The organism is Streptomyces sp. NPDC000878 (assembly GCF_053599695.1).
In genome coordinates, this window is the sequence record NZ_JBSFMT010000002.1 from 316,787 (window position 1) to 331,223 (window position 14,437).

Annotated in this window: 12 protein-coding genes and 1 pseudogene; 7 read left to right on the plus strand and 6 right to left on the minus strand. The window is 70.7% G+C overall.

Annotated features, from left to right (window positions below; translation table 11 throughout):
* Positions 1–28: 28 nt before the first annotated feature.
* The 3 genes from ACWDR4_RS03170 to ACWDR4_RS03180 all read right to left on the minus strand — a co-directional run bounded on the left by ACWDR4_RS03170 (position 29) and on the right by ACWDR4_RS03180 (position 2,372).
* Positions 29–220 carry a DUF397 domain-containing protein gene (locus ACWDR4_RS03170; RefSeq protein ID WP_450403157.1) on the minus strand — a complete coding sequence of 64 codons (192 nt, stop codon included), beginning with the start codon at positions 218–220 and terminating at the stop codon, positions 29–31.
* Positions 202–1,056 (minus strand): helix-turn-helix domain-containing protein, encoded by an 855-nt coding sequence (locus ACWDR4_RS03175; RefSeq protein ID WP_450403158.1) that lies wholly within the window; start codon positions 1,054–1,056, stop codon positions 202–204. The genes ACWDR4_RS03170 and ACWDR4_RS03175 overlap by 19 nt, the downstream gene beginning before the upstream one ends.
* A gap of 146 nt (positions 1,057–1,202) precedes the next feature.
* A complete protein-coding gene (locus ACWDR4_RS03180; protein ID WP_450403160.1) occupies positions 1,203–2,372 on the minus strand; it encodes a steroid 3-ketoacyl-CoA thiolase in 1,170 nt (389 codons plus the stop codon).
* Positions 2,373–2,638: 266 nt separating this feature from the next.
* Here ACWDR4_RS03180 and ACWDR4_RS03185 point away from each other — a divergent pair, with 266 nt between their 5' ends.
* The 4 genes and pseudogenes from ACWDR4_RS03185 (at position 2,639) to ACWDR4_RS03200 (ending at position 8,803) form a co-directional block, all read left to right on the plus strand.
* Entirely contained in the window at positions 2,639–3,877 is a 1,239-nt protein-coding gene (locus ACWDR4_RS03185; protein WP_450403162.1) for a cytochrome P450, read from the plus strand.
* A 192-nt stretch (positions 3,878–4,069) separates the two neighbouring features.
* Positions 4,070–4,924, plus strand: coding sequence for a phytoene/squalene synthase family protein (locus tag ACWDR4_RS03190; protein ID WP_450403165.1), 855 nt, complete (start codon positions 4,070–4,072; stop codon positions 4,922–4,924).
* 178 nt (positions 4,925–5,102) lie between these two features.
* A pseudogene (locus tag ACWDR4_RS03195) lies at positions 5,103–6,074 on the plus strand (AraC family transcriptional regulator); the annotation flags it as partial.
* Positions 6,075–6,637: 563 nt separating this feature from the next.
* The gene (locus tag ACWDR4_RS03200; protein WP_450403168.1) at positions 6,638–8,803 is read left to right on the plus strand and encodes a hypothetical protein; all 2,166 of its coding nucleotides are present in this window, start codon (positions 6,638–6,640) and stop codon (positions 8,801–8,803) included.
* Between the two features lie 29 nt (positions 8,804–8,832).
* Here the strand turns inward: ACWDR4_RS03200 and ACWDR4_RS03205 are convergent, their stop codons facing one another.
* Entirely contained in the window at positions 8,833–10,884 is a 2,052-nt protein-coding gene (locus ACWDR4_RS03205) for a bifunctional glycosyltransferase 87/phosphatase PAP2 family protein (RefSeq protein ID WP_450403171.1), read from the minus strand.
* Between the two features lie 355 nt (positions 10,885–11,239).
* On the opposite strand from ACWDR4_RS03205, the gene ACWDR4_RS03210 reads away from it, so the two are divergent.
* Positions 11,240–12,121: a metallophosphoesterase family protein gene (locus ACWDR4_RS03210; RefSeq protein ID WP_450403172.1), complete on the plus strand. Its 882-nt coding sequence runs from the start codon at positions 11,240–11,242 to the stop codon at positions 12,119–12,121.
* 57 nt (positions 12,122–12,178) lie between these two features.
* Positions 12,179–12,850 (plus strand): O-methyltransferase, encoded by a 672-nt coding sequence (locus tag ACWDR4_RS03215; protein ID WP_450403175.1) that lies wholly within the window; start codon positions 12,179–12,181, stop codon positions 12,848–12,850.
* Between the two features lie 21 nt (positions 12,851–12,871).
* On the opposite strand, the gene ACWDR4_RS03220 is transcribed toward ACWDR4_RS03215, so the two are convergent.
* A complete protein-coding gene (locus ACWDR4_RS03220; RefSeq protein WP_006378544.1) occupies positions 12,872–13,264 on the minus strand; it encodes an FHA domain-containing protein in 393 nt (130 codons plus the stop codon).
* A gap of 110 nt (positions 13,265–13,374) precedes the next feature.
* On the opposite strand from ACWDR4_RS03220, the gene ACWDR4_RS03225 reads away from it, so the two are divergent.
* Positions 13,375–13,779: a DnaJ family domain-containing protein gene (locus ACWDR4_RS03225; RefSeq protein ID WP_450403178.1), complete on the plus strand. Its 405-nt coding sequence runs from the start codon at positions 13,375–13,377 to the stop codon at positions 13,777–13,779.
* Positions 13,780–13,791: 12 nt separating this feature from the next.
* On the opposite strand, the gene ACWDR4_RS03230 is transcribed toward ACWDR4_RS03225, so the two are convergent.
* A complete protein-coding gene (locus ACWDR4_RS03230) occupies positions 13,792–14,436 on the minus strand; it encodes a hypothetical protein (protein WP_450403179.1) in 645 nt (214 codons plus the stop codon).
* Position 14,437: the final 1 nt, after the last annotated feature.

Sequence of the window (14,437 nt, forward strand, 5' to 3'; positions counted from 1 at the left end):
CAGCCCGTGCGTACGCACAGGGTTTCGATCAGTTCCGAACGGCGGCCACGAAGGAGGACCAGGCCGGGACGGGGAATATGAGGGCGGGAATGTCCGGCTTCTTGGAGTCACGGACCGGTACGACGGGGAGGTCGTCGGCGACCTCGAGACACTGGCCGCCTTCGGAGTTGCTGTAGCTGCTCCGGCGCCACGTCGCAGCCTTCAGGTCGATGGAACGCACGGTACTTCCTCCAGCAGCTGCCCGATGTACGTGCGCGACCCGGCGGGGGACAGAGCCAGGTCGCGCAGCGCATCGTATGCGTGCTGCAACCGTTCGACCGGGGCGTGTTCCTGGACGAGTTCGCCCCAGTGGGCGGTCTCCACGTAGGCGACCGTGCGGCCGTCCGGCAGCTTCAGGAACATCACGTCGGTGCTGTCCAGACTGCACGGTCCCGCGCTGAACGGGAGCACCTGGATCGTGGCGTAAGGAAGCTCGGAGACCTTCAGCAGATGCTCCAACTGCTCGCGCCACGCGCCCCGTTCACGCAGCGCCACGCGCAGGACGGCCTCGTACAGGATGGTCCGGAAGTGCGGGCCCCCGCCCTCCCCGGTGAGCAGTTCGGCCCGGCCGAGCCGCGCCTCGACCTGCTGGACGAGTTCCTCGCCCCGGATGTCGCCCGCCTCAAGAACTTCGGTCGCGTACCCACGGGTCTGGAGCACGCCCGGAATCCTGGTGACGCCGTAGTGCCACAGGCTCACCGCCTCGGACTCCAGCTGCATGTACTCGCGGTACTGCTCCTTGAACTCGGACTTGTCCCCGAGCGCCAGTTCCCACAGCGCCACCAGGAACCCGTCCGCGCCGAAGTACTGGTCCAGCGCCAGCACCACGTCCGCGCTGCCCAGCGTGTGGCCGTGCTCCATCTTCCCGAAGAGCGAGAAGTCCCAGCCCACCCTGTCGCCCAGCTGCCGCAGGCTGTCCCCGCTCTTCTCCCGCAGCGCCTTCAGCTCCTCGGCGAACCGCGCCCGCGGCTCCTGACTGCGACTCGTCACCGTACGTCGCTGTGGTCGCTGTGACATCGCACCCTTCCCTGCGGCACCCATGGAGTATCACGCACGGTAATTCAATGGATGCGCAGGGCACAGGAAAACCTCAGGACACCCCCTCTGTGGGTGATCCCGCTTCTTAGGGTGGCCTTCTCTCAGATTCTCAGGGTGGCCTTCTCTCAGAGCCGCTGGATGATCGTCCCCGTGGCGAGCGCCCCGCCCGCGCACATGGTGATCAGCGCGAACTCCTTGTCCACGCGCTCCAGTTCATGCAGCGCCGTGGCGATCAGCCGGGCGCCGGTCGCCCCGACCGGATGCCCGAGGGCGATGGCCCCGCCGTTCACGTTCACCTTGTCCAGGTCCTGTCCGAAGACCTGCGACCAGCTCAGTACGACCGAGGCGAACGCCTCGTTGATCTCGATCAGGTCGATGTCCTTCAGGGTCATGCCCGCCTTGCCGAGCACCGCACGCGTGGCGTCGATGGGACCGTCCAGATGGAAGTGCGGGTCGGCGCCCACCAGCGCCTGGGCCACCACCCGTGCCCTCGGCCGCAGCTTCAGCGCCCGGGCCATCCGCTTCGACGCCCACAGCAGCGCGGCCGAACCGTCGCTGATCTGGGAGGAGTTGCCCGCCGTGTGCACGGCCGTGGGCATGATCGGCTTGAGCCGGGCCAGCCCCTCGGCCGTGGTGTCCCGCAGCCCCTCGTCACGGTCGACGAGCCGCCACATGCCCTGCCCGGCGCCCTGCTCCTCCTCCGTGGTGGGCACCTGGACGGCGAACGTCTCCCGCTTGAACCGCTCCTCCGCCCACGCGACGGCCGCCCGCTCCTGGGACACGAGTCCCAGCGCGTCCACGTTCTCCCGGGTCAGCCCACGCCGCCGGGCGATCCGCTCGGCCGCCTCGAACTGGTTGGGCAGATCCACGTTCCACTCCTCCGGGAACGGCTTCCCGGGCCCGTGCTTGGACGCCGCTCCCAGCGGCACCCGCGACATCGACTCCACCCCGCAGCTGATGCCGACGTCGATGACGCCCGCCGCGATCATGTTGGCGACCATGTGCGAGGCCTGCTGGGAGGAGCCGCACTGGGCGTTGACCGTCGTCGCGGCCGTCTCGTACGGCAGGCCCATGGTCAGCCAGGCCGTGCGGGTGGGGTTGGCGGACTGTTCGCCGGCCTGGGTGACCGCGCCGCCGACGATCTGTTCGACGCAGTCGGCGGGGATGCCGGTGCGGCCCAGGATCTCGCGGTAGGTCTCGCCCAGCAGATAGGCGGGGTGCAGGTTGGCGAGCGCGCCGCCGCGCCTGCCGATGGGGGTGCGTACGGCTTCGACGATCACGGGTTCCGCGGCCATGATGGGGAGTTCCTCTCCTCAGGTCACCCGCGCGGCGCGGGCGTCCCGGCCACCCGCCACGCAGAACTAGTACGCGTTCTAGTTCTGCTTGCAGTCTGCTGACGGGCCGTCCGACATCGCAACCCCCTTGCAGCGCCCGATACCACAAGCGGTGCCCGGAATTGGGGTCGTCGCGCCCCTTGCCTCTTCTGGAACGCGTTACTACCTTCACGACACCACTATTCCTGATGGACCGTCAGATACTGTTCAGGTGACGGGAGTTTCCGATGGCGCACTGCCCCGCGCTGCCCGCTGGGTTCGACTTCACCGACCCCGATGTGCTCCAACACCGCGTACCCCTCCCGGAGTTCGCCGAGCTGCGCGCCACCGAACCGGTCCACTGGGTGTCCCAGCATCCCGGTGTCGCGGGCTTCGCCGACGACGGCTACTGGGCGGTGACCCGGCACGCGGACGTCAAGTACGTGTCCACGCACCCGGAGTTGTTCTCGTCCACCACCAACACGGCGATCATCCGCTTCAACGAGCACATCGAGCGGGACGCGATCGACGCCCAGCGGCTGATCCTGCTCAACATGGACCCGCCCGAGCACACCCGCGTCCGCCAGATCGTGCAGCGCGGCTTCACCCCGCGCGCGATCCGCGCCCTGGAGGACAACCTCCGGAGCCGCGCGCTCGCGATAGCGGCGAACGCCGCCGCCCGCACGGGCCCCTTCGACTTCGTCACGGAGGTGGCCTGCGAACTGCCCCTCCAGGCCATCGCCGAGCTGATCGGCATCCCGCAGGAGGACCGCCTCCGGATCTTCGAGTGGTCCAACAAGATGATCTCGTACGACGATCCGGAGTACGCGATCACCGAGGAGGTCGGCCAGGAGTCGGCCATGGAACTCATCGCGTACGCCATGAACATGTCCGCCGACCGCAAGCAGTGCCCGGCGAAGGACATCGTCACCACGCTGGTGGCGGCGGAGGACGAGGGCAACCTGGCCTCGGACGAGTTCGGCTTCTTCGTCCTGATGCTGGCAGTGGCGGGCAACGAAACAACCCGCAACGCGATCACCCACGGCATGCACGCCTTCCTCACCCACCCCGACCAGTGGGAGCTGTACAAACGCGAACGCCCGTCCACCACCGCCGAGGAGATCGTCCGCTGGGCGAGCCCGATCGTCTCCTTCCAGCGAACAGCCACCCAGGACACGGAGTTGGGCGGCCAGAAGATCAAGGAGGGCGACCGGGTGGGCCTGTTCTACTCCTCCGCCAACCGCGACCCCGAGGTCTTCGACTCCCCGGACGTCTTCGACATCACCCGCGACCCCAATCCGCACCTCGGTTTCGGCGGCGGAGGCCCGCACTTCTGCCTCGGCAAGTCCCTGGCCGCCCTGGAGATCGACCTGATCTTCAACGCGCTCGCCGACGCGATGCCGGGCCTCACCCTGGTGGGAGACCCGCGCCGACTGCGCTCGGCGTGGATCAACGGCATCAAGGAACTCCAGGTGAGCGCCGGCTGACCCCCGACGCCCACAGACTCGGGCCGGCGGCCTCCCGGCGCCGCCGGCCCGTCCCCACGTGAGGCAGGGGCTGACCCCTACGCCCCGCCCCTGCCTCCGGCCAGCACCGCCCGTACACTTCACGTGCAATTGCAACTACGACGGTGAGGCGTGCCGGTGCGATCCTGGCAGCGTTGTCTGGACGCGGCGGGAGTGACGAGCGGCACTGACCGCGCCGCCTACCTGAAGGCCAAGCAGTTCATGCTGAGCCGGGAACCCGCCGGCCACCTGGCAGTACGACTGCTGATCCCGGACCGCCTCCAGCCCCACATCCTCGCCGGATACGCGTTCGCGTCGTTCACGGACGACCTGTGCGACAAGGGCACGGTGCCGGAGCGCACGCGCCGCTACGAGGGCTGGGCCGAGCAGGTACGCACGGCACTGGACACGGGCACGGCCCGCCACCCCCTCCTCCGCGCGTTCCTCCACACCGCCGAGCAACGTGAACTCCCGCGCTCCTGGGTGGACTCGTACCTCGTCGGCGCCCAGATCGACCTGGACTTCGCCGGGTTCACGACCGAGGACGACTACCAGGCGTACATCGAGACGCTCACCTGGCCGTTCCTCATGATCACCTCGGGCCTGTCGATGCCGGGCGGCGGCAGCGAGGCGTACGCGGACAGCTGCCGCCTCCTGGCAGACGCCTGCCAGCGCACCGACTTCCTCACAGACCTGGCCGAGGACCTCCGCGACGGCCGCCTCTACCTCCCGACGGACGACCTGGAGAAACACGGCGTGGCACGAGAGGACCTGGAGCAGGGCAGGGACCTCCCAGGCGTCCGCTCCCTGCTCTCGGCCACAGCATCAACGGCCCACGCGACACTCCGCGAGGCAACGAGGATCGTCGCCGAACTCCCGGAAGAACAACGCCCGTTGACCCGCTTCGTGATCCTCCTGCACGCCCAGCGCCTACGCCGGGCGAAGGCAATGGGGGCAGCGGTAACCCGCCGCCCAGTACGAGACGACCCGATCGCATGCCTGCGCATATTGACCAGGGCTCACATGTAGGGGGCGCGCAGCGCCTCTAGGGGCGCGGGGAACTGCGCGACCAGCCCCCACCGGGCCCGCACCCAACAACGCACCCCAGCCCCCACCGCCCCGCATCCAACAACGCACCCGTCTCAATTACGCTTTCGGACAAACGAGTTCAAGCCAACGAGGCAGACCGGGACCGGGGTGGCGCACGATGATCGGGACGGTGTTCCGCAGCGAGGACGTACCGGCGGAAGACCGGTTCGACTACTGGCGGGAGCTGGTCGGCCGGACCCACGCCCCCAGCGACATGAGCAGCGACTACACCACCGACTTCTGGGCGGAACAGCGCCTGCTGGAGCTGGGCCCGGTGACGGTGTGGCCGGCGTCGTTCCGGCCGATGCGGTTCCGGCGGGACGCACGGATGGTGCGGCGGTCCGACCCGGAGCTGTACCACCTGTCGCTGGTGCTCGGCGGCGGGCTGGGCGTCGACCACGCCGGGCGGACCGACACTCACGGCCCGCAGGACCTGTACGTGATCGACACCTCGCAGCCGTACGACGTCCGGCCCCCGGAGGACCAGGACCGGCGCGTGGTCACAGGGGTGGGCGTGGAGTTCCCCAAGGTGCTGCTGCCCGCGTCACCGGACCGGGTCCGGGAACTCCTGGGCAGGCGGCTGTCGGGACAGGACGGAGTGGGCGCCGTACTGACGGGCTTCCTCACCGGCCTGAGCCGGCAGGCCGACTCCCTCCAGCCGTCCGACGCGCCACGCCTGGGCACCGCCCTGCTCGACCTACTGCTGGCCTGGTTCGCCCACGTACTCGACACCGAGGCGGCCCTGCCCCCGGAGACCCGCGACAGAGCCCTGACCGTACGCATACGGGCGTTCGTCCGGCAGAACCTCCACGACCCGGAACTCACCCCGCCCGTGGTCGCCGCCGCCCATCACATCTCCCTCAGCTACCTGCACCGCCTCTTCCAGGATCAGACGCGGGACGAGACCGTCGCGGCCTGGATACGCAACCAGCGGCTGGAAGGCGCCCGCCGCGACCTGGCGGACCCCGCCCTGCGTGCCACGCCCGTACACACGATCGCCGCCCGCTGGGGCCTGCACCGCCCCGCCCACTTCAGCCGAGCCTTCCGCACCGCCTACGGGCTGTCGCCCACCGAGTACCGACTCCAGGCGGCGACACCGACCGCACCACAGGGCACCGTGAACGGCCCGGAGGCGGGAGGGCCGTGTGGTTCGTGTGCCGAGCGGGAACTAAGGTCCCGTCATCGGTATGGATCAAGGGAGCGACCGGAGATGCTGGCAGAGGCGATGACCGCGGCAGCAGCAGCGGCGGGCACGACGGTTGTGCAGAGCGCGAGTTCGGACCTGTGGACCGCGTTCCGGGAGCGGTGCGCCCGGCTGATCGGCCGTGGGGATCCCGCACGGGAGAACGACGCGCTGGAGCGGCTCGACCAGACCGCCGCCGTACTGGACGCCGCCGGCGAGGAGGAGTCCGGCCGGGTCCGGGACCTTCAGGTCGGCCTCTGGCAGGGGCGGTTCGAGTCGCTGCTGGAAAGTCTGGAGCAGCCCGAACGCGAACGCCTCGTCGCCGAACTCCGGGCGCTGGCCGAGGAGTCGACGCCGGAGCAGACCGGCCGGGGCGTGGTGTCCGGCAACACCTTCCACGGCCCCACGGCGGTCCAGGTCGGCGACCACAACCACCAGGACGTCCACTTCGGATCCACCGGATCCACCGGATGACCGACCCCGACCCGGACAGACCGTCTGAAGTACCCGATGACCCGAACAAGCCGGAGAAGCCGAACAAGCCGGAGAAGCCCGAAAAGCCAGTCGGGCCAACGGAGTTGAAGGGCAACACCTTCCACGGCCCCACCGCCCTCCAGGTCGGCACCGGCAACACCATGAACGTCCGCTACGACGTCACCCCGCCCTCTCCCCTCGACGCGGCGGCCGACGAACTGGCCGCCGTCGTACGCCGCCAGTGGGAACGGGAGGCCGGACTCCGCCGGCTCCTCGAACCCGCCCCGCTGCCGGTCCGCTGGCAGTTGAGCGACCGCAAGGTGGCCGGCCGGGTCACCGGTGCCACCGCCGAGGGCGCCCGCGCCCGCTTCCCCCCGCTGCCGGGGCTCGCCCCCGCCACCCGCGACGACCTGCGGCGCGGCGGCGGAGCGAGCGAACTGCACGCCGTCTACGGCGGGTTGGCCTCCGGGCGGCTCCTCCTCGTCGGACCGCCCGCGGCCGGCAAGACCGCCGCCGCCGTGCTCCTGCTCCTCGACGCGCTCCGGTACCGCGCGAACACCGCCTCGCCCGACCTCCGTCGCCTCGTCCCCGTACCGGTGATGCTGTCGCTGTACGGCTGGGACCCGGCCGCCGAGAGCCCGGCCGACTGGGCGGCGGACCGGCTGTCCCGCGAGTACACCCTGTTCCGGGGCCGGAACGGCCGCGCCCGCGCGCTCGAACTGCTGGAGTCCGGCCGCATCGCGCTGTTCCTGGACGCCCTGGACGAGGTCGGCGCCAAGCTGCGCACGGCCATGGTGAGCGCGCTGGAGTCCGCCGACCTCCGCCTCGTGCTCGTGTCCCGCTCGAAGGAGGCCGTGCTCGCCTCCAGGCGGGCCCGGCTGAGCGGTGCCGTGGCGCTGGAGATCCTCCCCGTGCGCCCCGCCGACGCCGCCGCCCATCTCCTCGGCCCGCTCCCCGAGCCGTCCCCGCCCGCCTGGAAGGCACTCACGGACGCGCTCCTCGACGCACCCGACAGCGCCGTCGCCCGCGCCCTCTCCAGTCCCCTCGCCATCAGCCTCCTCCGTGACGTCTACAGCGACTCCGACCCGGTCGACGAACTCCTCGACCCCGCCCGCTTCCCCACCCCCCGCGCCGTCGAGGACCATCTCCTCGACCACGCCGTCACCGCTGCCTACACCGCCCGGCCGGGACGGCCGCGCCCCCGGCACTCCCCCGAGGCGGCCGACCGGGCCCTGCGTCACCTGGCCGTCCGCCTCACCGAGCAGGGCACGCGCGATCTGCTCTGGTGGCACATCCCCAGCTGGGCGGACCGACGCCCCCGGGCGGTCGCCGTCGGAGCCGTCGTCGGTCTGCTGTACGGCGTGGCCACCTTCTTCCTGTCCCTGCGGCTGTCGGGTCCCGTGTGGGCGGGCGTGATGGGGCCCGTCTCCGTGATCGCGTCCGGGTGCGTGAGCGGGCTGCTCAGCCTCCGCAGCGGCGATCCGCAGCCGTTGCCGAGCGCCGGATGGCGGGACATATTCGGCCGTACGGCCGTCCGGAGGGGCGTCGTCCAGTGGCTCGTGACGGCGGTCGCGATATGGCTGTGCTTCGGGCTCGGGTCACTGATAGACCCCGGCCTGCCCGCCTGGCTCTGCTTCCTCTCCACGATTCCGGTCGGCTTCGCCACGACCCTGATCTACGGCAGCGGCTACGAACTCGTCGCCGGGAACTTCCTCGGCCGTGGCGCGAAGCGCTGGTTCGAGAGTGTCAAGGAGGACCACGACCACACCGCGCCGCCCGTGGTGGACAGCCGGTCGGTCGGCCCCCGGGAGGTGTGGCTGCACCACATCAGGCTGCGGCTCCTGCTCGGTCTGCTGGTCGGCCTCGCGGTCGCCCTGCTCTTCGTGCCCATCTCCACCTGGCAGCACGGTTTCTGGACCGGCGCCCCGCTCGGCGTCGGCGCGGGTCTGTGGATCGGCCTCGTGTCGGGTCCCGTGACCAATCTGGGAGTCGCCACGGCCATGACCGCCGTACAGCTCTCCGCCGCCGAGGGCACCCCCGTACGCCTGATGTCCTTCCTGGAGGACGCCCGCCGCCGCAACCTGCTGCGGGCGACGGGCCCGGCGTACCAGTTCCGCCATGCCAGGCTCCAGGAACGGCTGGCCCTGCCCCGCTCCAAGTGACGCTCGCGGTGGCGGACCCGGTACCCCGGTCAGTTCCGGCTGGTCGCCGCCGGGGTCAGCTGCGGCTCGTCGTCCTTCTCCGCCGCCGCCACGACCGTACGGGCGCGCGGTCCCATGAACACGTACGACAGCCCGAACCCGGCGAGGACCACCGCGGCCCCGCCCACCGCGTCCAGCACCCAGTGATTGCCGGTGGCGACGATCGCGGAGACGGTGAAGAACGGATGCAGCAGGCCCAGCGCCTTCATCCACCACTTCGGCGCGACGATCGCGATGACGAGCCCGCACCACAGCGACCACCCGAAGTGCAGCGAGGGCATCGCGGCGTACTGGTTGGTCAGCGCGGTGAGCGTGCCGTAGTCCGGCTTGGAGAAGTCCTGGACGCCGTGCACGGTGTCGATGATCCCGAGCCCGGGCATCAGGCGCGGCGGCGCCAGCGGATACAGCCAGAACCCGACCAGGGCGAGCAGCGTGGCGAAACCGAGAGACGCACGGGCCCACCGGTAGTCGACAGGCCGCCGCCAGTACAGGATGCCGAGCACGCTCAGCGGCACCACGAAGTGGAACGACGTGTAGTAGAAGTCGAAGAAGTCCCGCAGCCAGCCGACCTTCACGACCGCGTGGTTGACCCAGTGCTCGATGTCGATCCGCAGGAACTTCTCGATGTCGTGGATCTGGTGACCGTGCGCCTCGGCGGTGGACCGCCCGCCGGTGGTCGTCCCGCCGGTCGCGGCGAGCCGGACCTTCTGGTAGGCGGCGTACGTGACCCGGATCAGCAGCAGTTCGAGGAGCAGGTTCGGGCGGGTCAGCACCCGGCGCATGAAGGGGAGCAGGGGGACGTTCTTGAAGCGGGCGGGGACCGGCGCCGCGTAGTCCGTCGGGATCGGTGAGCGGTAGTGCTCCGAGGTCCGGGACAGGAACGGTACGACGGTCGCGGCGGCGATCGCGGCGAGCAGCACGATGTTGTCTCGGACCGGGTAGAGCGCGCCCATGTTCGGGATGACCATCTTGGCGGGCAGCGTCATCACGATGACGACGGCGACCGGCCACATGTAGCGGTCGGAGGCCCGCTTGCCGACCCGGCCGACGACCGCGAGCAGCACCCACAGCAGCTGGTGCTGCCAGGTGGTGGGTGAGACCGCGATGGCGGCGCAGCCGGTGATCGCGACGGCCAGCAGCAGCTGCCCGTCCTGCGCGTACCGCACCGCCCGGCGCAGACCGAGGGCGGCGACGCCCGCGCCCAGCAGCAGGAACAGGGTGATTTCGAGGGGCCCCTCGACGCCCAGCCGCAGCAGGGCGCCGTGCAGGGACTGGTTGGCGAGGTCGTCGGCGGCGCCGCCGAGGCCGACCCCGCCCATGTGGTGCACCCAGTAGGTGTAGGAGTCGTCCGCCATCGTGACCCACGCGAGCGCGGTGCAGGCGGCGAAGGTGATCCCGGCGGAGACGGCGGCCTTGCGCCGGCCGGTGAACCACAGCAGCGGCGCGAACAGCAGCACGGTCGGCTGGAGGGCCGCCGCGAGGCCGATCAGGGCGCCGGCGGCGCGTTCCTCGCGGGCGACGAAGCAGCCGAGCAGGACCAGCAGGACGGGGATGATGCTGGTCTGGCCGAGGTGGAGGGCGTTGCGCACGGGCAGCGACAGCATCAGCAGGCTGATCGCGACGGGCGCGGCGAGCAGTGCGGTACGGCGGCTCACGGGCTGCGGCAGGGCGCGGGCGGCGACCACGCCGAGTGCGACGACCAGCAGCAGCGAGCCGAAGGTCCAGCCCCAGCCGAGGGCCTGCTCGGCGGCCCGGGTGAGCGGCTTGAGGACGAGTCCGCCGAAGGGCGTGCCGGTGAACTGCGTCGAGTCGTAGAGCGAACCGTTCACATGCAGGACGCCGTTGGGGCCGACCCAGGTCTCCAGATCCGTGAGCCGGTCCGTCTTGGGGGTACTGAGGACGGCGGCCACCTGTCGTACCGCGAGAACGGCGACGAAGAGCCAGAGCGCCACGCGGGCCGCTTTCAGCCGTGCCTGCGCCGTCCCGGCGGCGCCCACTCCGAAGGCACCTCCCGCTCTACCACCGTGCTCTGCGTTTGCCACGCGCCGTAGGCCTCCCGCCCCATTCGTCCCGTACGCCCCATGGGCACCGTGTGTCCCACGCGTCTCATCCTGTACGAATCCCTAGAGAATCGCACTGCCTCCGATGTGAGACGCGAGCAACCCCCTCTTCACCTGAGAGACCCCTGCTTTTTGTCCGGATGACGATAGCGGGCCCGGGGTTCAGTTCCCTCCCCCGATCGCGACGCAGATCACACAGAGGCGGGAAACCGCCCGGTTTCAGGCCGGATCGGACAGCGCCCGCCCGAAGACGACCAGCGCCTGTCCGACCGCTCCCCGCCCCACCTCGCCGGAAATTCCCGGTTACCCGCGCGCGAGCGGGAGTAGCGTCGGCGGGATGCGTCTCCTGCATATCTCCGACACGCACATCAACCACGCCGGCGCGCCCAACCGCCACGGCGTCGACACCACCGAGTCGCTGCGCCGGATGCTGACCGACGTACGGCATCTCACGGATCTCGGGGCCGTCGTCGTCAGCGGGGACCTCGCGGACAGCGGGGCTCCCGAGGAGTACGCGGTCGTACGGGACCTCGTGGGCGCGTTCGCCCGGGAGCGGGGCATCCCGGTGTTCTGCACCACCGGCAACCACGACGAGCGCACCGCCTTCGCGAAGGCACTGGGCAGCGGGCACCTGGACTCGGCGGGCCGGGATCGCGCCGACGCCCGATTCGTTTCCCCCGAGGGCGAGTCGGCGGCGGCGAGCACGGTCGACGGCCACCGGATCATCACGCTCGACTCACTCGTCCCTGGCAAGGTGTACGGATATCTCGGCGCCGCCCAACTGGCCTGGCTGCGCGAGCTGTTGCGCACCCCGGCACCGCACGGCACGACGGTCGTGCTGCACCATCCGCCGGTCGCCCTCGACAACGCGCTCCAGAAGGCACTGGGGCTGGGCAACCCGGCGGACCTGGCCGACGCCGTGCGCGGCAGCGACGTACGGCTGATCCTGTGCGGGCACTTCCACGTCCAGCTCATGGGGTTCCTGGAGTCCGTGCCCGTGTGGGTGACGCCGGGGGTGTACAACCGGATCGACCTGACCGGCCCGCCGGACACGGGACGGGCGGTGCGCGGGGCCTCGGCCACCCTCGTCGACCTGGGCTCGCCGCACGGCCCGCTGTTCCACACGCTGCACGCCCGCGACCCGCGCGCGGGCGAGACGATCAGCGAACTCGACGAGGCACAGATCACCGACGTGGTCGCCCGCGAGGGCTACAAATAACTCGGCACACACTTCTCGTACTTCGAACCCCGGTCCCGAACGGAAGGTACGACCCTCATGAGCGAGTCCCAGCGCTGGGATGACGTCGACGACTACTTCACCGGCCTCCTGGCCCCGGCCGACGAGGTCCTGGAGGCGGCACTGCGCGACAGCGACGCGGCGGGGCTGCCGCCCATCAGCGTCGCGCCGAACCAGGGCAAGCTGCTCCAGCTGCTCGCCCAGATCCAGGGCGCCCGCAACATCCTGGAGATCGGCACGCTCGGCGGCTACAGCACCATCTGGCTGGGCCGCGCGCTCCCGGCCGACGGCCGGCTGGTCACCCTGGAGTACGACGGGAAGCACGCCGAGGTCGCCCGCCGCAACCTCGCCCGGGCCGGCCTCGACTCCATCGCCGAGGTGCGGACGGGTCCCGCCCTGGAGTCGCTGCCCAAGCTGGCCGACGAGAACCCCGAGCCGTTCGACCTGGTCTTCATCGACGCCGACAAGGTCAACAACCCGCACTACGTGGAGTGGGCCGTCCGGCTCACCACCACGGGCAGCCTGATCATCGTCGACAACGTGGTGCGCGGCGGCGCGGTGACCGACCCGGACTCCACCGACCCGAGCGTGCGCGGCACCCGCGGCGCCCTCCAACTCATCGCCGAGCACCCGAGGTTGAGCGGCACGGCGATCCAGACGGTGGGCAGCAAGGGGTACGACGGCTTCGCGCTGGCGAGGGTCGTGGCGTAACCGGGGAGTCCCCGCCCGGCCTCAACCCTCGTGGTAGAAGCCCACGTTGACGCTGCGCGGCCCGGTGCGGTCCTGGACGATGATCTCTCCGGCACCGCCCCGGGGCAGCGGCACGCTTCCTCCGTACGGCACGGTCTGGGCGTACTCGCCGACCACCAGCCGGACTTCGGAGGACGGGTCGGGCTGGGAGCCCTGGAGCCACGAGAGGTGCCAGGTGTTGTCGGGGCCGCACAGGAACTCCAGGTGGACCCGGGAGACGAACAGCCAGTCGTCGGGGGTGACGAGACGGCACACCGCCTTGTCCCGGCCCACCCGCATGATGGCCCCCGGTTCGCTGGGCGCCTCGGCCATGAGCATGCCGGCGGTGGCGCCGGCTTCCGTCCCGGAGACGGTGGCCATGGTGAGTTCGAGCACGTGCGCTCCTTCAGATGAGCAATCCCTGTACGGCAGCCATGTTGCCGTACCGCCGCCGCATGATAAATCGCCCCATCGTCGGCTCGGGCGAGGTCCGGCAGAATGGACACATGACCGAACGCAAACCACCTGGTGTGAGTTTCGAGTCCTGGGTCGACAGACAGATCCGCGAGGCGGAGGCGCGCGGGGAGTTCGCCCAGCTTCCCGGTGCGGGCAAGCCGTTGGCCGACGGTCCTGACACGTCGTACGACGAACTGTGGTGGGTCAAGCAGAAGATGGCCCGCGAGGGGCTGTCGGTCCTGCCGCCGACGCTGGCCCTGCGCAAGGAGGCGGAGGACGCGCTGGCGGCGGCGCACAAGGCCCCCTCCGAGGGGGCGGTCCGCCGGATCGTGACGGAGATCAACGCCAAGATCCGCGACATGATGTTCAAGCCGCCGCCCGGCCCCCCGCTGGGCCTCAAGCCGTACGACGTCGACGAGGTCGTACGGCAGTGGCGGGAGGCGCGGGCGGAGTAGCGGGTACGGGTCTCAGCTGCTCAGCATCCGTTCCGCCAGTTCACGGTAGTTCCGCAGGGCGAGCCGGAGCTTCTCGGTGTCGCCGGTGTCGGCGCCGCCGGTGGACTGCCAGGACCCGCGTACGGTCCGGCGGGTGCGCTCGACGGCCTCCGTGAAACGCTCGGTGACCTCCGCCAGTACGCGGTCGGCCTCCTCGACGGAGTCCTGGGGGCCGTCCACGAACCCGGTGACGGCGTGCTGGAGCCGCAGCGTGAGCTTGTCCCGCTCGTCCTGCGGGAGCAGCGCCATCGCGTGGGACGCCTGGGAGGACCGGTCCGACGACGGCCGGGCCTCGTGGGCACGGGCGGGGGCCGGTGCGGCGGACGGCGGCGGCGGTACGGCGGGAGCGCCGGCCGGCTTCTCCGCGCGCGGGTCGGGAGTCCCGGTGGCGGTCCTCTCGGTGGGGGTCCTCCCGGTGTCGGTCCTCCCGGTACCCGCCGTCCTGATGTCAGTCCTGTCGGTGCCGGTCCTGTCGGTACCCGCCGTACCCGCCCTGTCGGTGTCCGGCTTCTCTCCGCGGAGGTCCGGCTTCCGGGTGTCCGGGTCCGACTTCTGGGTGTCGGGGTCCGGCTTCTGGGTGTCCGGGCGCTTCATGTCCCGGTTCTCGATGTCCGTCATG